This is a genomic window from Helicobacter pylori (assembly GCF_011175115.1).
Taxonomy (GTDB): domain Bacteria; phylum Campylobacterota; class Campylobacteria; order Campylobacterales; family Helicobacteraceae; genus Helicobacter; species Helicobacter pylori_DF.
In genome coordinates this window covers 22,881-42,911 of sequence record NZ_SHOW01000003.1, presented here as the reverse complement: position 1 = coordinate 42,911, position 20,031 = coordinate 22,881, and the positions used below count along the sequence as shown (strand labels likewise).

General features: G+C 40.3%; 18 protein-coding genes. 8 read left to right on the top strand and 10 right to left on the bottom strand.

Annotated elements, in window-relative coordinates; all coding sequences use genetic code 11:
- Positions 1-33: 33 nt before the first annotated feature.
- The gene (locus EXS92_RS04360) at positions 34-582 is read right to left on the bottom strand and encodes a YceI family protein (RefSeq protein ID WP_097696189.1); all 549 of its coding nucleotides are present in this window, start codon (positions 580-582) and stop codon (positions 34-36) included.
- 123 nt (positions 583-705) lie between these two features.
- Between EXS92_RS04360 and EXS92_RS04355 the strand changes: the two genes are divergently transcribed.
- The 8 genes from EXS92_RS04355 to trpA all read left to right on the top strand — a co-directional run bounded on the left by EXS92_RS04355 (position 706) and on the right by trpA (position 9,204).
- Positions 706-1,443 (top strand): 5'-nucleotidase, lipoprotein e(P4) family, encoded by a 738-nt coding sequence (locus EXS92_RS04355; RefSeq protein ID WP_165515691.1) that lies wholly within the window; start codon positions 706-708, stop codon positions 1,441-1,443.
- Between the two features lie 67 nt (positions 1,444-1,510).
- Positions 1,511-2,569 carry a glycosyltransferase family 9 protein gene (locus EXS92_RS04350; protein WP_165515690.1) on the top strand — a complete coding sequence of 353 codons (1,059 nt, stop codon included), beginning with the start codon at positions 1,511-1,513 and terminating at the stop codon, positions 2,567-2,569.
- Positions 2,570-2,802: 233 nt separating this feature from the next.
- Positions 2,803-4,305: an anthranilate synthase component I gene (trpE, locus tag EXS92_RS04345; protein WP_165515689.1), complete on the top strand. Its 1,503-nt coding sequence runs from the start codon at positions 2,803-2,805 to the stop codon at positions 4,303-4,305.
- The gene (locus EXS92_RS04340; protein ID WP_165515688.1) at positions 4,302-4,886 is read left to right on the top strand and encodes an aminodeoxychorismate/anthranilate synthase component II; all 585 of its coding nucleotides are present in this window, start codon (positions 4,302-4,304) and stop codon (positions 4,884-4,886) included. The genes trpE and EXS92_RS04340 overlap by 4 nt, the downstream gene beginning before the upstream one ends.
- Entirely contained in the window at positions 4,883-5,890 is a 1,008-nt protein-coding gene (trpD, locus tag EXS92_RS04335; protein WP_165515687.1) for an anthranilate phosphoribosyltransferase, read from the top strand. Before EXS92_RS04340 ends, trpD begins: the two co-directional genes overlap by 4 nt.
- A complete protein-coding gene (trpCF, locus tag EXS92_RS04330; RefSeq protein ID WP_165515686.1) occupies positions 5,883-7,241 on the top strand; it encodes a bifunctional indole-3-glycerol-phosphate synthase TrpC/phosphoribosylanthranilate isomerase TrpF in 1,359 nt (452 codons plus the stop codon). The genes trpD and trpCF overlap by 8 nt, the downstream gene beginning before the upstream one ends.
- Positions 7,242-8,414, top strand: a complete 1,173-nt coding sequence (gene trpB / locus EXS92_RS04325) for a tryptophan synthase subunit beta (RefSeq protein WP_165515685.1) — start codon at positions 7,242-7,244, stop codon at positions 8,412-8,414.
- Position 8,415: 1 nt separating this feature from the next.
- Positions 8,416-9,204, top strand: a complete 789-nt coding sequence (gene trpA, locus EXS92_RS04320; protein ID WP_021175451.1) for a tryptophan synthase subunit alpha — start codon at positions 8,416-8,418, stop codon at positions 9,202-9,204.
- Positions 9,205-9,446: 242 nt separating this feature from the next.
- On the opposite strand, the gene EXS92_RS04315 is transcribed toward trpA, so the two are convergent.
- The 9 genes from EXS92_RS04315 to nuoI form a co-directional block, all read right to left on the bottom strand.
- Complete coding sequence (locus EXS92_RS04315) at positions 9,447-9,722, bottom strand: hypothetical protein (protein WP_021175450.1); 276 nt, start codon at positions 9,720-9,722, stop codon at positions 9,447-9,449.
- A gap of 176 nt (positions 9,723-9,898) precedes the next feature.
- Entirely contained in the window at positions 9,899-11,278 is a 1,380-nt protein-coding gene (locus EXS92_RS04310) for a phosphomannomutase/phosphoglucomutase (protein ID WP_165515684.1), read from the bottom strand.
- Positions 11,279-13,690, bottom strand: a complete 2,412-nt coding sequence (locus EXS92_RS04305) for a DUF7494 domain-containing protein (RefSeq protein WP_165515683.1) — start codon at positions 13,688-13,690, stop codon at positions 11,279-11,281.
- The gene (gene nuoN, locus EXS92_RS04300) at positions 13,680-15,152 is read right to left on the bottom strand and encodes an NADH-quinone oxidoreductase subunit NuoN (RefSeq protein WP_165515682.1); all 1,473 of its coding nucleotides are present in this window, start codon (positions 15,150-15,152) and stop codon (positions 13,680-13,682) included. The genes EXS92_RS04305 and nuoN overlap by 11 nt, the downstream gene beginning before the upstream one ends.
- Entirely contained in the window at positions 15,139-16,677 is a 1,539-nt protein-coding gene (locus EXS92_RS04295; protein ID WP_165515681.1) for an NADH-quinone oxidoreductase subunit M, read from the bottom strand. Before EXS92_RS04295 ends, nuoN begins: the two co-directional genes overlap by 14 nt.
- Positions 16,678-16,680: 3 nt before the next feature.
- The gene (gene nuoL, locus EXS92_RS04290; RefSeq protein ID WP_165515680.1) at positions 16,681-18,519 is read right to left on the bottom strand and encodes an NADH-quinone oxidoreductase subunit L; all 1,839 of its coding nucleotides are present in this window, start codon (positions 18,517-18,519) and stop codon (positions 16,681-16,683) included.
- 2 nt (positions 18,520-18,521) lie between these two features.
- Complete coding sequence (nuoK, locus tag EXS92_RS04285; RefSeq protein WP_000579758.1) at positions 18,522-18,824, bottom strand: NADH-quinone oxidoreductase subunit NuoK; 303 nt, start codon at positions 18,822-18,824, stop codon at positions 18,522-18,524.
- A complete protein-coding gene (locus tag EXS92_RS04280; RefSeq protein ID WP_000464222.1) occupies positions 18,821-19,369 on the bottom strand; it encodes an NADH-quinone oxidoreductase subunit J in 549 nt (182 codons plus the stop codon). The genes nuoK and EXS92_RS04280 overlap by 4 nt, the downstream gene beginning before the upstream one ends.
- Entirely contained in the window at positions 19,362-20,024 is a 663-nt protein-coding gene (gene nuoI, locus EXS92_RS04275; RefSeq protein WP_165515679.1) for an NADH-quinone oxidoreductase subunit NuoI, read from the bottom strand. The genes EXS92_RS04280 and nuoI overlap by 8 nt, the downstream gene beginning before the upstream one ends.
- Between the last annotated feature and the right edge of the window lie 7 nt (positions 20,025-20,031).

Below are 20,031 nucleotides of genomic sequence, written 5' to 3'. Positions count from 1 at the left end.
AAGAGAAGAAAATATCTATCTCTTGCAAAACGATTATTGGGCGTAAGCTTCTAGTTTGAGCTCAATCTTTACCTCATCTCCAACGACAGCATCGCTAAAGGTTTTACCGATACCAAAATCCTTGCGGTTGATTTTGCCTTCAGCTTGTAACACCATGAATTCTTTTTTATTCATGGGGTTTTGTAAGGGGGCTTGGATTTTGGCTTCTAACACGACAGGCTTAGTTACGCCACGAAGAGTCAAATCCCCATAGATTTTACCATCTTCGTATTTGGTCATTTTAAAGCTCCCTTTGGGGTATTTCACCACATCAAAAAAGTCTGCTGTTTTCAAATGGTTATCTCTTTTTCTGTCCCTAGTATTGACGCTTTTCACATCAATATTGCCTTCAAAAACGCTGAGCGTTTTAGTGTTAGGCTCTAGATCAATTTTGCCATCAAAATTATCAAACGCACCTCTTGTTTCATTGAATGTGAAGTGCTTAACCTCAAACCACACGCTAGAGTTTGCCTTATCAATCGTATAAGGTTTTGCAAACGCCAAACTAACGCCTAAAAGGGTGAACATTAACGCTTTTTTCATTGTTTCCTCGCTTCATTTTGAATTAAAAACGCCAACTATACAACAAATTGGTTAATGGTAAAATACTCCTAATCGTCTGTTTTAAGGTATAATACAGAAAATCTCCATTAGGTAGGTGTTGTTATGGTAAAAAAGACCCTTGCATCAGTTTTATTAGGATTGAGTTTGATGAGTGTGTTAGACACTAAAGAGTGCGTTTCGCCGATAACAAGAAGCGTTAAGTATCATCAGCAAAGCGCTGAGATTAGAGCCTTGCAATTGCAAAGTTACAAAATGGCAAAAATGGCCCTAGACAATAACCTCAAGCTCGTTAAAGACAAAAAGCCAGCCGTCATCTTGGATTTAGATGAAACCGTTTTGAACACTTTTGATTATGCGGGCTATTTAGTCAAAAACTGCATTAAATACACCCCAGAAACTTGGGATAAATTTGAAAAAGAAGGCTCTCTTTCGCTCATTCCTGGAGCGCTAGACTTTTTAGAATACGCTAATTCTAAGGGCGTTAAGATTTTTTACATTTCTAACCGCACCCAAAAAAATAAGGCATTCACTTTAAAAACGCTCAAAAGCTTTAAGCTCCCCCAAGTGAGTGAAGAATCTGTTTTATTAAAGGAAAAAGGTAAGCCTAAAGCCGTTAGGCGGGAGTTAGTCGCTAAGGATTATGAGATTGTTTTACAAGTGGGCGACACTTTGCATGATTTTGACGCGCTTTTTGCTAAAGACGCTAAAAACAGCCAAGAACAACAAGCCAAAGTCTTGCAAAACGCTCAAAAATTCGGCACAGAATGGATTATTTTACCCAACTCTCTTTATGGCACATGGGAAGATGAGCCTATAAAAGCATGGCAAAATAAAAAATAAAATTTATCCATCGCATAAGAACGATTTTTGCTAACATGACAAAAAATTTGATCTCTTAGGCGGAGCTATGGATTTTGTAGGGTTTGAAGATTTAAAATGCAAAGATAAAGAAAACTCTCAAAAAGTTTTTGTGATCCGTAACGATAAGTTAGGCGATTTTATTTTAGCCATACCCGCTTTAATCGCTCTCAAGCATGCTTTTTTAGAAAAAGGCAAAGAAGTGTATTTGGGCGTGGTTGTGCCTAGCTATACCACCCCAATCGCTTTAGAATTCCCTTTCATTGATGAAGTCATTATAGAAGATAACCATTTGAGCGCCACTCTCAAACGCAAATCCATTGACGCTCTTATCTTTTTATTTTCTAATTTTAAAAACGCCAGACTCGCTTTTAGTTTGAGAAAATTTATTCCTTACATCCTAGCCCCAAAGACTAAAATCTATTCTTGGCTTTATCAAAAGAGCGTGCGCCAAAGCCGATCGTTATGCTTAAAAACCGAATACGAATACAATTTGGACTTAATCCATGCGTTTTGTAAAGATCACAACCTCCCTAACGCTCAATTTAAAAAAATCGCATGGAAGCTTAAAGACAAATCCAAAGAGCGATCCATCATCGCTTCAAAACTCAACGCTAATGTTGATCTATTGTGGATTGGCGTGCATATGCATAGCGGAGGCAGTTCGCCCGTATTGCCTGCTTCACACTTTATCAAACTGATTGATTGTTTACACAACAATTTAAGTTGTGAGATCATTCTTATTTGCGGGCCAGGCGAGAGGAAAGCCACAGAAGAACTCCTTAAAAAAGTCCCTTTCGCTCATCTCTATGATACGAGCCATAGTTTAGTGGATTTAGCCAAATTGTGCGCGAATTTGTCCGTCTATATCGGGAACGCTTCAGGCCCTTTGCATGTGAACGCTTTATTTGACAACCAATCTATTGGGTTTTATCCTAACGAACTCAGCGCCTCTATTACCAGATGGCGGCCTTTTAATGAGCGTTTTTTAGGCATCACCCCGCCTAATGGCTCAAACGATATGGGTTTGATTGACATCAAAAAAGAAAGCGAGAATATTATTGAATTTATCGCACCCAATCTTTCTTGCCACATGCAAGAAAGATAACGACAACAAGCGCCACACAAGCAACCTTAACAATACTCAAAAGTTTAATCTGATTAAAGTGGTTTTTCGCATTCCTAATTAAAATTTCTAATTTCCTCATAAATTGAGCCTTGAGAAATCCAATTTGAGTTTAAGTTAGATTAGCCCTTGCAAACTCTAATAGGGATATTAATTTATTGCCCATTTATCTATTTCTTGTAGAATACGAGTTTATTTTTAATATAAAGAAATTGATGATCAGTCTCATAGAAAAAGCCCCTTATATTCCCTACCCCCTAGCTCTTTATGAACAATTAGAGCGCGAGCACACCTTGCTTTTTGAAAGCGCTGAGATTGAGAGCAAAGCGCACACCAAATCCCTATTAATGGCTAAAGCCTGTTTGAAGCTAGTTTGCAACCACAATATCGTAACTATCACTAGCCTGACGCCTAATGGCGGGGCGTTTTTGCAAACATTGAGTGCGTTTTTTAAAACGCCTATACAGGACAATGCCCTAACCTTAATTTATACCAAAAATAAAAAAACGCAAGATGAGTTTTTAAAACTCTTTGAGCCTAGCCCTTTTGACGCTTTAAGGGGGCTTTTTAAAAGCGTTAAAACAAAACCCAAACACCCTTTTATGCTTTTAAGTGCGGGCGTTTTTTCTTTTGAAATGCTCAATTTTTTTGAAGATTTACCTAACTTAAAAGCACAAGACAACACCGCGCATGACTTTATTTTTTATGTCGCGCAAAATTTGATCATCATAGACCATAAAGAAAAAAGCGCTGAAATCTTGGGGGCGTGTTTTGATGAACGCTTTAAAACAGAGATAGCTAAAGAATTACAGGATTTAAAAGAATTGGCTAAAAACATCAAAGGCGATTTTATCCCTAAAAAAGCTAAGCAAAGCACAGGAGTTAGCGTTAGTTGCGATGATAGCGAGTTTGAAAAAAAGGTGCTATCCTTACAAGAAGAAATCAAAAAAGGCGAGATTTTTCAAGCGGTGTTGTCGCGCAGTTTTTACATGGAGTGCTTGGAGGGTTTGAGCGCGTATTATCATTTAAAACTCTCTAACCCTAGCCCTTATATGTTCTATATTAAAGACAGCGATTTTATCCTTTTTGGGGCAAGCCCTGAGAGCGCTTTAAAATACAACGCCCTAATGAATACGGCTGAAATTTATCCCATTGCTGGCACCCGTTTAAGGGGCAAGGACAAGCAAGGCAATATTGATTACGATTTAGATAGTAAAATGGAATTTGATTTGCAACACGACTATAAAGAAAGGGCTGAACACATCATGCTAGTGGATTTAGCCAGAAACGACATGGCCAGAGTTTCAAAAAAACGCTATTGCGACAAGCTTTTAAAGGTGGATAAATATTCCAATGTCATGCATTTAGTCTCAAGGGTTGTGGGGGAATTGAAAAAAGGGTGCGATAGTTTGCATGCTTATAGGAGTTTTATGAACGCTGGCACGCTCAGCGGTGCGCCTAAAATCTCTGCGATCAAGCTCATTTACCAATTAGAAAAGCAAAGGAGAGGCTCTTATGGGGGGAGTGTGGGGTATTTAAACAGCGAGGGTTCTATGGATTCTTGCATCACTATCCGTTCATGTTTTGTCAAAAACAATAAGGCGGTGATCCAAGCAGGAGCTGGCATCGTGTTAGACAGCGTGCCGCAAAACGAAGCGAATGAAACAAGAGCCAAAGCGCAAGCCCTTATTGATGCGATCAGGAAAACAAGCTTATGAAAATCTTTTTTATAGACAATTTTGATTCTTTCTCTTATAATTTGGTGTATGAATTAGAGTGTTTGGGTTATGAAGTGGCCGTTTATCAAAACGATATTGATCCGAGTTATCTTATGGGCTTGATGCATGAAGAATCAAAAACCCCCTTATTGTTCATTTCACCCGGGCCTAGTAACCCTAGTAATTCAGGCAATCTTTTAGAAATCATTGCAATGGCTAAAAAGAAATTCCCTATTTTAGGGGTTTGTTTGGGCTTGCAGGCTTTAGCGCAAAGCTATGGGGCTAAAATCATAAGGAGCAAAGAAATCGTGCATGGCAAAGCGACCACTATCGCACTCAAAAAGCATGCCGTTTTTAAAGGTTTAGGGGAAAGCATGGTGGTGGGGCGTTACCATTCTTTAATGGCGAGCGGGTTGCCTAAAAATTTAGAAGTGATCGCCGAGCATGACAATATCCCTATGGCTATTGTCAATGAAGAAGATAAGATCCTAGCTTACCAATTCCACCCTGAAAGCATCATGACTTTACAAGGGAGGGCGTTGTTAGAGCGAAGCGTGGGGTTTTTAAGAGGGTTATCATGAAAGAGATTTTAAACGCTCTGTATCATCAAAAAGACTTAAGCGATGAAGAAGTCAAAAAGTTATTCACTCTCATTATCCACGAAAAAGTAAGCCCAGCGCAACTTGGGGCCATTTTGTGCGCTTTAAAAATCAAGGGCGAGAGCTTTAAGGAGATTAGCGTTGCTGCAACCACGCTTTTAGAGCATGCCCCTAAGCCTTTTAACAGCGGCTTGGATTTAATAGACAATTGTGGCACAGGGGGCGATGGGTTAAAAACGATCAATGTCAGCACGATTGCTGCGCTCATTGCCAGCTCTATGGGGTTATCTATGGCTAAACATGGATCAAGGAGCGTGTCCAGTCATAGCGGGAGCGCGGATTTGTTAGAAAATTTGGGCGTGAATATTGAAATGAACCCCACGCAATTAGAGAATTGCTTCAAACAAACGCATTTTGGGTTTTTATTCGCGCCTTTATACCATCAAAGTTTTAAAAAATCCGCCCCTTTAAGAAAAGAGCTTTTCACTAAAACGATTTTCAATTGCTTAGGGCCTTTAATCAACCCCTTAAGGCCAAAAATCCAGCTTTTAGGCGTGTATGACAGATCCTTGTGTAAGACTATGGCGCTAGCATTGAAGGCTTTAGGCGTTAAAAGGGCGATGGTGGTTAATGGAGGGGGGACAGATGAAATCGTGTTGCATGACATTACGCATGCGTGTGAATTGAAAAATAACGAAATTTTAGAGTATGACTTGAGCGCTAAAGATTTTGATTTACCCCCCTATGATTTGAAAGAATTACAGATTGGAAACGCCAAAGAAAGCACTCAAGCGTGTTTAGATATTTTAGAAAATAAAGGCAAAAATTCGCACACGATGGTGGTTGTGGCGAATGTGGCGAGTTTGTTGTATTTAAGCCATAAAGCTAAAGATTTAAAAGAGGGTGTGGGCATGACTTTAGAGCATTTAAAAACCAAAGCGCCTTATACGCATTTGCAAAAAATCATAAGGCTAAGCCATGCCTAGCGTGTTAGAAAACATCCTTAAAGACAAACTCTTAGAAGTTTCTGCACTCAAAAAAAATCACACCTTGCCCGCAAACATAACCCCAAGCGACAGGGATTTTAAAAAAGCGTTACTAGAAAAAAAGACAAGCTTTATTTTAGAATGCAAAAAAGCATCGCCCTCTAAAGGTTTGATCAGAAAAGATTTTGATCTGTTAAAAATAGCCAAGACTTATGAAAAATTCGCCTCTTGTGTTTCAGTTTTAGCTGATTCTAAATATTTTTTAGGCTCTTATAAAAACATTAAAATTGTCTCGCAGCATTTCACCAAGCCCATTTTGTGTAAAGATTTTATCATTGATGCTTTTCAAATCAAACTCGCTAGAATGATGGGGGCTAATGCGGTGCTTTTAATGTTAAGCGTGTTAGATGATAAGAATTATTTAGAGCTTTTCAATCTCGCCAAATCCTTAAACATGAGCGTGTTAACTGAAGTTTCCAATAAGCAAGAAATCAAACGCTTGCTCAAACTCCAATACGACATTATAGGCATCAATAATAGGGATTTGCACACCCTAGCAACCGACATCAACAACACGCTCAAATTACGCCCCCTTTTGCCTAAAGACGCGCTCATTATCAGTGAGTCCGGTATTTATTCGCATGTGCAAATCAAAGCCCTAGCTCCCTATGTGAATGGCTTTTTAGTGGGCAGCTCTTTAATGAAAGAAAAAGATTTGAAAAAAGCGTGTATTAAATTGATTTTAGGCGAAAATAAAGTGTGCGGGCTTACAAGGATTAAAGACGCTAAAGCCGTTTATAAAAACCATTTTATTTATGGGGGTTTGATTTTTGAAAAATCTTCGCCCCGATACATCAAGCCTAAAAAAGCCCTAAAAATCACAAAAGCGGTTAAAAAACTGGATTTTGTGGGCGTGTTTGTGAAAGATAAAATCAAAAAAATCGCAAAAATCGTTAAAAAACTTGATTTAAAAGCGGTGCAGCTTTATGGCTATTCGCAAAAAGAAATCGCTCAATTAAAAAAATCGTTCCCTAAAACTTGCGCGATCTGGCAAGTAATAAGCGTGATGAACGCTAAAGATTTAGCACCTAAAACTAAAGAGGCCTCTCTAATCTTATACGACACTAAGGGGGATAAAATGGGAGGCAATGGCGTGAGTTTTGATTGGGGTATTTTAGAAAATGTCAAAACGCCTTTCATGTTAGCTGGGGGGCTTAATTTGGATAATATTCAAGAAGCCTTGAAAATTAAAGCGTTGGGGTTGGATTTCAATTCAGGTTTAGAAATAAGCCCCGGGATTAAAAATAAGGATAAAATCAAGCGATTAGCCCGAATTTTAAGAGAGTATTAAATGAATAAAAAAGCGTATTTTGGGGAGTTTGGAGGGAGTTTTGTTTCAGAATTGTTAGTGCCTGCATTAAGAGAGTTAGAACAGGCGTTTGATGCATGTTTGAAAGATGAAAAATTCCAAAAAGAATATTTTCATCTTTTAAAAGATTTTGTGGGCCGTCCTAGCCCTTTAACCTTGTGTCAAAACATCGTTTCTAACCCTAAAGTCAAGCTTTATTTAAAACGAGAGGATTTAATCCATGGCGGGGCACACAAGACTAATCAAGCCTTAGGGCAAGCCCTTTTAGCGAAAAAAATGGGTAAAACAAGGATCATTGCTGAAACGGGCGCTGGGCAGCATGGCGTGGCGACGGCTATCGCTTGCGCGTTATTGGGTTTAAAATGCGTGATTTTTATGGGAGAAAAAGACATCAAACGCCAAGAAATGAATGTTTTTAGAATGCGCTTATTGGGCGCTGAAGTGAGAGAAGTTAATTCAGGGAGCGCGACGCTTAAAGACGCCGTGAATGAGGCCTTAAGAGATTGGGCGAGCAGTTACAAGGACACGCATTATTTACTAGGCACAGCCGCCGGGCCGCACCCTTACCCCACAATGGTTAAAACCTTTCAAAAAATGATAGGCGATGAGGTTAAAAGCCAAATTTTAGAAAAAGAAAACCGCTTGCCTGATTATGTGATCGCATGCGTTGGAGGGGGGTCTAACGCTATAGGGATATTCAGCGCGTTTTTAAACGATAAAGAAGTGAAACTCATAGGCGTAGAGCCGGCCGGATTAGGGCTAGAAACCAATAAGCATGGGGCGACTTTGAATAAGGGGCGTGTGGGGATTTTGCATGGGAATAAAACCTATCTTTTACAAGATGATGAAGGCCAGATTGCAGAAAGCCACAGCATTAGCGCCGGGCTTGATTATCCAGGGGTGGGGCCAGAACACAGCTATTTAAAAGAGAGTAAGCGTGCAGTTTATGAAAGCGCAAGCGATGCTGAAGCGTTAGAAGCCTTCAGGTTGTTGTGCCAAAAAGAAGGCATTATCCCAGCACTAGAAAGCTCACACGCCTTAGCGTATGCCTTAAAACTCGCTCAAAAAGAAGAAGAAAGTATCATCGTAGTGAATTTAAGCGGTCGGGGGGATAAGGATTTAAACACCGTTTATAACGCTTTAAAGGAGGTTTAAAATGAGGTATCAAAACATGTTTGAAACCTTAAAAAAACAAGAAAAAATGGCGTTTATCCCGTTTGTAACCTTGGGCGATCCCAATTATGAATGGAGTTTTGAAATCATTAAAACCCTAATTGATAGCGGGGTGAACGCTTTAGAATTGGGTTTTGCTTTTTCTGATCCTGTAGCGGATGGCGTTACCATACAAGCGAGCCATTTAAGGGCGTTAAAACACGCTAGCATGGCTAAAAATTTCCAGCTTTTAAGGGCGGTCAGAGATTACAATCCCCACATTCCCATAGGGCTTTTAGCGTATGCGAATCTCATTTTTTCTTACGGCGTTGATGGCTTTTACGCTCAAATCAAAGAATGCGGCGTGGATAGCGTTTTAATAGCGGATATGCCCCTAATAGAGAAAGAATTAGTCATCAAATCCGCTCAAAAACACCAAATCAAGCAGATCTTTATCGCCAGCCCTAATGCGAGCGTTAAAGATTTAGAACAAGTCGCTACGCATTCGCAAGGCTATATCTACACTTTAGCCAGGAGTGGGGTTACAGGGATAAGCCATGCTCTAGAGAACGATGCAAGCGCGATCATCAAAACCTTAAAAGCCTTTAGCCCCACCCCAGCCTTACTGGGCTTTGGCATTTCTAAAAAAGAACACATCACAAACGCTAAAGGTATGGGCGCTGATGGCGTGATTTGCGGCTCAGCGTTAGTCAAAATCATAGAAGAAAATTTAAACAATGAAAACGCCATGCTAGAAAAAATTAAAGGGTTTATAGGAGGAATGATTTTTTAAGGCTTTTAGGCTTTGTTGCGTTAAAAATTAAAGATCACAGATTAACAATCATCATCAGGTTTTATTGCATGCGTCTGAAGCCTAACAACAATATAAAGGCAGCCTTGTAGCGTGGTTGATAGCGGCTAAAATCGCAGGTATTTTGATAATAAAAAAGGCTAGTTTTGATATACCAAGCCATAAGCTCTTTATAATACTTTTAAATAATACTTTTAAAAAGAACTATTGGTTGCTTAGTCCTCTTAATCTTCGGGTTCTATGTCTATTGTGTTATTGTCATGGTTGATTGTTTTTAGATCATTTACGATTTTATCCATCCTTTCTTTTGCTTCAAGCGCTTTTTTATATCCTTCAGCCGCTTTTTTATATCCTTCAGATTCTTCTTTAGCTACATGATATAGTGCTTTAAAGATTGGTTGCATTTCAGCTTTTTTGCCTGCTTCTATAAGACCTCCGTGTTCCTTTTTCATTTCATGAGTGAGATGAGAAGCGTTTTTATTTTTATTATTTGTGTTCATAAAAATCCTTTACGATTAATTGAAAACTTTCCATTATAATAGGCTTAGGCTTAGCTTAAATAGTGCAAAAAATTTGAGATCTTATGATTTTATGTGTGGTTTTAAAGCAACTTGTTTAATTGATCCAATATTTTTAAGAGTAAGGGATATGAAATGAGATTATCCCAAGCTCTATTTTAAAGTTTTTCTAATAGCCCAAGCAACGCCCTTTTATATTCTAACGCCGTTGCTTCATCCTTGCCTTCAAAGCGGCTGACTAAATAGGGGGTGGTGTTGCTTGCGCGAATAAGCCCAAAGCCATGTTCAAAAACCACCCTCACGCCATCAATGCTGATGATTTCTTTGATTGTAGGGAAATGGCTTGGCGGGTTTTTAAGCGCTTCTTGTAAGTTGTGAATGATTTCAAATTTTTCTTCTTCGCTCACGGCGATTTTTTCTTCAGGCGTGGTGTAGGAATAGGGGAGGTTTTTAATAATGTTTTCCAAATCACTTGGACTTTGTTCAAGCAATAACTCCAAAGCCCTTAAGCATGCATAAAGAGCGTCATCATAGCCAAAATAGCGTTCTTTAAAAAAGATATGTCCGCTCATTTCAGCCGCAAAATGCGCGTTGGTTTCTTTGAGCTTGATTTTTAAATTGCTATGCCCGGTTTTATACATGAGCGTCTTACCAAAAGTATTGATTGCGTTATACATCACTTGAGAGCATTTGACTTCGCCGATCACAAAAGGGGTGATGCCTTGAGCATGCAAGCGTTTAGCGAATAAAATCGCTAATTCATCGCCCGCATAGATATGATGAGAGCTTAGCATCGCGATCCTATCCGCATCGCCATCAAAAGCAAAGCCTATCAAAATAGCGTTTTCTTGCATGTGTTTTTCTAAATCTTTTAAGTTTTTCGCTTCGCTAGGGTCTGGGTGGTGGTTAGGAAAATCCCCATCAGGATCGCTATAAAGGCTGCTAAAATCAATGTTTAAAGCCTTTAAAATCGGCTCTAATCCTAACGCTCCCACGCCATTGCCAAAATCCAGGGCGATTTTGTATTTAAGGTTTTTCAAATGCTTAAAATCCTTGATCAAATAGCGCTGATAGGCTTCTAGGGCATTGACTTTCTCTGGTGTTTCTTTTAGGGGTTTTATTTCATGCTTGGCGTTTAAAAGCGTGTCTTTTAAAGCTTGAATGTCCTTGCCATAAAACGGGTTTTGGTTGAGCGTGATTTTAAAGCCGTTGTATTCTTTGGGGTTGTGAGAGCCAGTGATCATGATGGAATTAGGGCATTGAATGCCATTGATTTCATTAAAGGCCGCAAAATACGCTACCGGTGTGGGGATTAGCCCTAAATCATACACTTTCAAGCCACTTGATTGCAGCCCCGCGCTCAAAGCTTCAAACAAAAAGCGCCCATGCACCCTTGCGTCATGCCCTACAAACACGCTTTTATCGTATTCTCGCATGATTTTCCCCAACTCCACGCCGATACTAAAAGCCGTATTTTCATCTAAAGTGGTGGGGTAAATGCCTCTAATGTCGTATTCTCTAAAAATGCTAATGTCCATTCATGACTCCTTGTTTTTGAATAAATTTAAACCCTGTTCGCATAAATTTTGCCATGCGTTTGTTTGATCTTTTTGTTTTAATTGAACACATTTTTCTAAACTGGCTTTAGATTTTGCTTTTTGATGGGTTAAATCCAGTAGGCTTGATTGTAAATACAAGGCTTTTTGGTGATCTTCTAAAGAAAGCCTGCGGTTTAAAAGCTTGTCTAGCGTTTCTAACGCTTTTGAATAATCTTTGGTGGTTCTGTAAGCGTCAATGAGAGCAAATTCGCTAAAGGGTGTGTAAGAATAGTCCTTGTAAGCGTCTTGGAGTTTGAGCAAGCTTGTGGCATAAATTTTGACGCTTTTAGGGTCTTTTTCATTCTCTAGCAATTTAAAATAAACCAACGCCATGCGTTTATCGTCTTTGAAATGCTTTTCTAAAAACGCATACAAATTGAGGGCCAATCCTTTTTCATTGCTTTGCATGTAATCTGAAAACAAAACAAAAGCAATATCATAAAATTCTTTTTTGTTCAAGCTTTGAGCGAGAGTTAAAGCGTCTTTAGAGGCCAGAGTGGAATTTTTAAAATCCCCTAAGCGGTAGTAATTGCGCCCCAAACGATAAAGCCATATTAATTTTTCGCTAGGGGTTTTAGCTGTTTTTAAAGCGTTTAGGGCAATAATTTGCGCTTTTTCTTTGAGCGATGCGAAATACAAGCAATCAAAGGCTTGGATTTCTTCTTTGGGGTTGAATGCAAAGGCGGTAATTTGGGATAAGTATTTTAAGGCTTCTTCGCAACGATTGTCCTCTAATGGGGTTTTGGCAAGGACATTGAGCGTTTTTTGGATTAAAGGAGAATCTTTAGGCAAATTTTTTTGCATGCTTAACACTTCAGCGTAACGCTTATTTTCAAACAACAGTTGGGCTTTCAATTCTAAAGCTTTTAGGGCTTCATTAGAATTAGGGAAATTTTGAATGATTTTATCGTAGTGGGCGATTTTTTCTTGCGTGTTCCCCTCCATGGAAAAAAGGGCTTTTTCATCGCGTGCTCTAACGACAGAAGCTTTATCCAATTCCGCATGGTCTTGCAAATATTGCAGATTGTAAAGGTGGGCGTTTTTAAAGTCTTTGATCCTTGCATACAACGCCCCTAAATCATAAAGCGCTTGCTCTTTAGCTTTCAAGTCATCGTCTTGATTAAGGAGCAAGTGAGCGATCTCAATCGCGCTTTCATTCATCTGGTTTTTTTTCAATAACTTGAGCAAGTCTAGGGCTGATTCGCTATGCGTAGAAATATAATCTGGGTTGGATTGGACCACCTTATCAATGAGGTATTTAGCGTTATTAAAATTTTGATAGTTTATCTCTGCTTCGGCCCAATTAAGAGCGATTTCACTCGCGCTCTCTTTGTCTTTAGCATTAGAAAAAGCTTCTTTAAAAAGCATACTGGCGTTGCTCAAATCAGAGCTTTCAGCCGCTTCAATGGCTAAACGCATTTGGGCTAAGGGAGCGTAGCGGGAGTTTTTGTATTCTAAAAGAATGCGTTTGTAATAACGCATGGCCTGTTTGTAATTGTTGTTTTCGTCTAAAGCTTTAGCGACATAGTATAGCGCTTCAGGGATATTGGGGTCAGTTGGGTAATTTTTAATCCACTTGGTGCCAATGTCTATGAGTAAGGATTTTTTAATGCCTAATTGGCCTAATGCGATAATTTCTAACAAATACAAATCTTTTTTAAACATCGTTTGAGGGTAGTTTTTAAACGCACGGCTGATCGTGCGTAAAGCGTCAAAATAGGCTTGCGAATCCATTTGTTTTTTAGCCTCTAAATAAGCGTTTAAGTCATAGCCCTTTGTGGTGAGTAGGGGTTTGTTATTCACGTCTAGTTCTTGAATGATGGGGGTTTGAGCGTCTTTAATGACAATGGGGAAATTCAAGCCTTTTTGAGCGTTGTCTTTTTCGCTCAAAAAAGGGATATTTTGATCATAGCCTATGATCTGCCACATTTTGGCTTTAGGATCGTTTTCCACAAAAAGGGGGATCGCTTTTTTATAATCCCTATCAAAAGAAAAAAGGGTGAGCCTTCGCATCACTTTGGGTTTGATGTGTAAAATGAATTGTTGTTGGCGCATGGAATAGGTGATATTGAAAAAAGCGTTTTCTAAAGGGGTAAAACCCTCCTTAGGGATAGAGTCTATCACGCATTCTATGGGGCGTTTAGCGTGTATAATGGATAAAGACGCTTCAATCCCGCTTGGCGGTTTTTCATTGGTATAAAAACAAGAAAACGCCTTATTGTGTCGTAAGGTTAAAACCGAAAAATCTTCCCCCCCTTCTTTGCCTTGCGTGAGCGTGAGGCTTAAGGCGTTGAGCGAATGGGAGAGCAAGCCCACACTCATTAAAAGAAAGATTTTTGACTTAAGCCACAAACTCTAAAAGCCCTCGCATCATAAACACAGAGAACAAGCACGCTAACGCCATAGCAATAATGACCGCATAAATGGGCATGGTGGCGTTTTGGGTGTAAATATCGTTTTGAGCGTAGCTTTGTAAGGGCTTATTGAAAAACATCGCCACGAGCCAACGGAAATAATAAAACGCAGCCACCGCGCTATTAACTAACATCACCACCGCTAAAAGAATGTGATTGCTCTCTAAAGCGCTTTCAACGGCTAAAAATTTCCCCCAAAACACGCTAAAAGGCGGGATCCCTGCAAGCCCAAAAACAAAAATAGCGCCTAAGATCGCCACTAAAGGGTGGGTTTTGATAAGGCCGTTGAATTTGGAATAAGGGTGATCGTAGCGTTCATCCCATGTTTTTTCCCGGCTTTTTAAGAGCCATAAAAGGCCAAAAGCCCCAATGTAAGTGAAGGCGAACATGAACCAATAAACAAACATCGCTTGTTGGCTATCTTCAGTGTGGATAAACACGCATGCTAAAGCGAACCCAGAATGCGAAATGGAGCTGTAAGCGAGCATTCTTTTGACATCTTCTTGCCATAAAGCAATGAAATTAGGGATGGTGATAGTCATAAGAATCAAAACATAAAAAATGTCTTCTACCCAAGCGATGCGAGTGTCTATAAACGCCCCAAAAAGGCGAGTCGCTACCACAAAGCCAGCGATTTTAGGCACAATGGAAATATAGCTCGCAAAGACCGGGTTATTGCCCTCATACACATCAGGCATCCAGGTATGGAAAGGCACTAAAGAAACCTTAAAGCCAATCGCTCCAATCAAAAAAATAGCACCCATCGCAAAGAGCATGGGGTTTGTAACGCCCTCGGTGTGCAAGTATAGGATAATGACTTCAAGATTCAAGCTCCCTGTGAGCAAGTAAAAAGCCATCGCGCCCATAGCAAAAAACGCGCTCGCCATCGCCCCCATAGTGAAATACTTGATCCCTGCTTCCAAGCCGTAGCGTTTATCGCTCAACGCCATTAACACACAAAGGGGTAAGGACGCTGTTTCTAACCCAATAAGGATTAACAATAAATGGTTGCTTGAAACCATAAACTGAAAGCCAGCGACAATAAACAAGTATAAAGAATAAAACTCAGCGGTCTGAAATTCGTTGAAGCGTTCTTTGGAAAGGGCTAAGAAAATGAGAAAAAAGGCTGAAATCAAGACAATGCTTTGAGAGATGAGCGAGAGAGTATCCAAGCTCAAAAACCCAAAAAAGGCGTTTTCTTGCTGCTCTAACCCTAAAACCACCAAAAAATCCAAAACCAAAAAAAGCATGCATAAAAATACATTCAAATTGCGTGAAAACCTGGAAGTGAAAGCGTTGATTAAGAGCGTGAAAATCCCCCCACACACCAACACCAGCATGGGTAAAACGCTCTCAAAATTAAAGCTGTCAAAAGAGATGTGGAGACTATCTATTAGCATAAGAGACCTCTTTTATCTTAGTATCCAATGAACCTAAAAAAGGGAGCGAGCGGATTTCTATCACCTCTAAAAGCTGCTTAGAGCCTTGCTCAATCGGTTTTAAAAGGATTTTAGGATAAATCCCTAAAATTAAAATCAAAGCTAAAATCACGCTTAAAACCCCTACCTCACGAGCGTTCAAATCTTCAAACACGCTGATTTGATTGTTCCCGGCTTTCAAATTACCAAAGAAAACATCTTTATATGAAGTGAGCATGTAAACCGCTGATAAAATGATGCTTGTCCCGGCAATGATAGCCAAAAGAGGGTAAGTGGCAAAAAACCCTAACAAGCTTAAAAACTCTCCCACAAAGCCAATGCTTAAAGGCATGCCCACATTCGCCATTAAAACGATCATAAAAAAGGCTGCAAAAATAGGAGCGCTTTTAGCGATCGATCCAAAGCGAGCGATTTCCAAACTGCTGGCGCGTTCTTCCAAGATACCAGCGAGCAAAAATAATCCCATGACGATAATACCATGCGCAAACATCATAAACACCGCCCCTGAAACCCCCTCAACATTGAAAGAAAAAACCCCAAGCACCACGACTCCCATGTGCGAGAATGAGCTATAAGCGATGAGGGTTTTTAAATCTTTTTGAGCGTAGGCTAGAAAACCTCCATAAATGATCATGCACAGCGCCACAATGGCTATAGGGGTTAAATAGATTTCTGAAAGCTCAGGAAAAAGCGGGAGTAAGAAGCGTAATAAAGCGTAAGTCCCCATTTTAGAAAGCAAGGCCGAAAGCATGACAGAGCCTAAAGTAGGAGCGTTAGAATACGCATAAGGCAGCCATGTGTGTAAGGGAAAGAGCGGGATTTTAACCGCAATCCCTATTAAGAAAGCCACAAAGAGCCAGGTTTTAACCCCGCTAGAAAAGTTCAACTGATACCAGTCTAAAATATCAAAACTCATCATGCCGTAATTATTCGCGTATTCATACCCGATGTATAAAATGCCTAAGAGCATGCATAATGACGCTAAAAAGGTGTAGAGAAAAAACTTCATGCCAGAATAGATCTTATTATTACGGCCAAAACGACCGATGAGGTATAAGACCGGCAAGAGCGAGATTTCCCAAAAAGCGTAGAAAAAGATCATATTGAGAGAAGAAAACACGCCCATTAAAATCCCCTCTAGCAATAAAAGACAAATCGCAAAGTCTTTACGACGCTCTTTGACATAAATCACGGACAATAACACCACGATAGCGTTTAAGAGCAACAAAAAGAGCGCGATGCCATCAACGCCCACATGGTAATTCACGCCAATTTGATAGACTAATTCCTTCATTTCTTCAAACTGCATGCCGGCTGTTTGAATATCAAACCCATGCCACAACAACAAGATTAATAACAATTCAATCAAAGCGATGACGATCGCATACGCTCTGCTCGCTTGATCGCTCATAAAGAACGCTAATAGCGCGCTCAGCATGGGGAAAAAGATCACCACACTTAAAAGATGCGCATGTAAAAACTGCATTTCTTATCTCCCAAAAAAAGCTACAAACGCTAATAAGATTAAAACCCCGGCCACCATGAAGCGCAGCATGGAGGTTAAATTCCCATCTTGACTGATTCTAAACACACGCCCTATAACAAAAACGCTTCTTCCTATGGTATCCACTATCGCATCAATGATCCTTAATTCCACGACCTGGTGCAAGAATGAAGCGATAGCGCTAAAAACTTTTGCAATCCCTTGATAGAGCTGTGGGATATAGTATTGGTTGAGCAAGAGCTTGTATAAAAAGCCCCCCTCTTTTTTGGAAGTGATACCATTTTTATATTTAAATATGGCATAGGCGATGCTCAATAATACCACTATGGTGGTGATACTGATTAAAAGAGCGAGAGGGACTAGATACTCTCCAACGCTAGGGATCACTTGAGAGATGAAATGAAAAAACGGCTCTTCAAAAAACCCGGCAATGACCGCTAAAACCCCTAAGGGTAGCATGCTTAAAAGCATGAAATTTTTGGCTTCATGGGGGTGGTTGATTTCGTGCTGTTTGGGTGCAAAAAACACCAGCATGATGAGCCTGAAGCTATAAAAAGCGGTAAAGATCGCCCCAATTAGAAGAACAAACCATAAAATGTGGTGGTGCATCCCAAAAGCCACTTCTAAAATTTTGTCTTTAGAAAAGTATCCTGCGAAAGGGTAAATCCCGCACAAAGCCACTGATCCTATAATCATAAAGATCGCTGTGATCTTCATGGGCTTGTATAAAGCGCCCATTTTAGTAATATCCAAATTGTCTTCCATCGCATGCATGACATTCCCTGAGCCTAAGAAAAGGAGGGATTTGAAAAACGCATGCGTAAAGAGGTGGAAAAGCGCGATCGCATAAGCCCCAAGACCGGCCGCTACAAACATATAGCCTAATTGAGAAAGCGTGGAATAAGCCACAATGCGTTTTAAATCCTTATTGACTAAAGCCATGCTCGCTCCAAAAAGAGCCACAAACGCCCCTAAACATGCGATGAAATAACCCACTTCAAACACCGCGCTATACAAGGGATTGGCTCTAATGACCAGATACACCCCAGCGGTTACCATCGTCGCTGCATGGATGAGTGCGGATACAGGGGTAGGCCCCTCCATAGCGTTGGCTAACCATGTGTGCATAGGGAATTGAGCGCTCTTCCCCATAGCGCCAATGAAAAGAAACACGCTGATGAAAAAGAGCATGGAATAATCGGCGTTATTAAGTGTGCTAAAGACTTCTTTATACTGAAGAGTGCCAAAATTCCAAAAGATCAAAATAATCCCCATGAGCATGCCTAAATCCGTGATCCGATTCATCACAAAGGCTTCAATGGAAGCGTTATTCGCGCTTGTTTTATGATACCAAAAGCCAATGAGCAAGTAAGAGCATAGCCCCACCCCTTCCCAACCAATGAAAAGCCCTAAAAAATTATCGCTCAACACCAACACCAGCATGGAAAACACAAAGCCGCTGAGGTAGGAAAAATAGCGGTTAAACCCTTTATCATGCTCCATATAGCCTATAGAATACACATGCACTAAGAAAGAAACTAAAGTTACCACGACAATCATGACCGCATTGATATTATCCAGCATGAGAGAAAAGCCGACTTTAAAATTCCCTACCACGATCCAGTCAAACAAATATTTTTCATAGCTTTGATGATGCCATGCTTGAATGAAAAGAACCACCGCACCAATGAAAGAAACCAGCACGCACAAAGAATTGAAAACGCCCACATGCAACGCTTTAGCTTTAGCCCCAAACAGTCCGGCATAAATCGCGCCGATTAAAGGCAAAAACAACACCACTGACAGCAAAGAAGAATATTGCATGCTCAACCCTTCATAGCGTTTAAAGAATCAATATCTAGGCTTTTGAATTTCTTAAACCACAAAATCACCAAGCCCAAACCAATAGCCACCTCACTAGCGGCAATAGCGATAATAAAGAGCGCGAACATCTGCCCGTCTAAATTGTGCGTGTATTTAGAGATCGCTACAAAACCGATATTGATCGCATTGAGCATGATTTCTGTAGAAAAAAAGAGTAACAGAATGTTTTTGCGTTTCAACATGCCCGCTAAACCAATGCAAAAGAGCAACCCTGAAACAATCAAATAGTGGTTTAACCCTATCATAGAGATTCCTTTATAAATTGCGTGTGATTTTTCCCATGGATTTTTTGAATCCCTGTAGCGATGCCTCCAACCATAGCGACTAAAAGCATTAAAGCCGCTGCTTCAAAGGGAATGAGGTAATTAGTAAAAAGCACATAACCAATCGCTTTAATGTTAGGGATTTGCGCATCAATAGCGTTAGAATTGACTTGATTAGAAAGGTTTTCGCCAATGCTAGGAGCGCTTAAAATCAAGGTGAGTAATATTGCCACGCCAAACGAAAGAACGCACAAGATTTTAGGGCTTTGCTTGCGTTCAACCACTTCCGCAGCGGAGTTGAAAAACATCATGCCAAACGCATACATCACAATGACTGCGCCCACATACACCGTGATTTGCACCACGCCCAAAAACTCAGCGTCTAGCAAAAAGAAAAAAGCAGAGATAAAAACCATGCTGCTAGCGAGAGCGGTAATGGCATAGAGGATATTCGTGGTGGTGATCACCACTAACGCCATGCTCAAAGTAAGGATCGCAAAGAAATAAAAGGCAATGGTTTCAAACATTTTCATCTCCCTTATGGCTTTCTGGGTTTGTTGGAGTTTCTTCTTGTGATTCTTCTTTTGAGAGCTCTTGAACATAATCTAAAGGGGTGGCTTGCATGCGTTCGTTATAATTAGGGCTTACCGCACCAAAGCCTAAAAACTCGGCATGCGAGCAGTTTTTAGCGTCTTGTTCGCTCGTTAAAAACTCGCTTTTAGAGCCGTATTGGGAACGTTGGGTGCTGGCGTTTTCAAACCGATTCCCCATAACAATCGCTAATTCTGGGCAAACTTCCGCGCACAGCCCACAATAAATGCAACGCCCCAAATTGATCGTGTAAGAATCGATCTTTTTGCGGTTGTCTTCGCCTTTATGCGTGATGATCCTTATGCAATTGCTCGTGCAAATCTTTTCGCACAGCCCACAGCCGATACACCTTTCAGAGCCTGAGTCTAAAAGCCGCTGCAAATGATGCACCGCGCGATAGCGTGGGCTTAAGGGGAGTTGCTCCATAGGGTAATGGATGGTTACGCTTGGGCTAAAAAATTCCTTGATCGTAAGCCCTAACCCTTTGAATAGATCCAAACCCAAGCTCGTTTTAACGGTGTCTTTAAACTGCTCGGTCGCGCTATGGACTTCGGCTCGTTTAGGAAGTTGCTTGTATTCTTGTTTGGCCATAAAACCT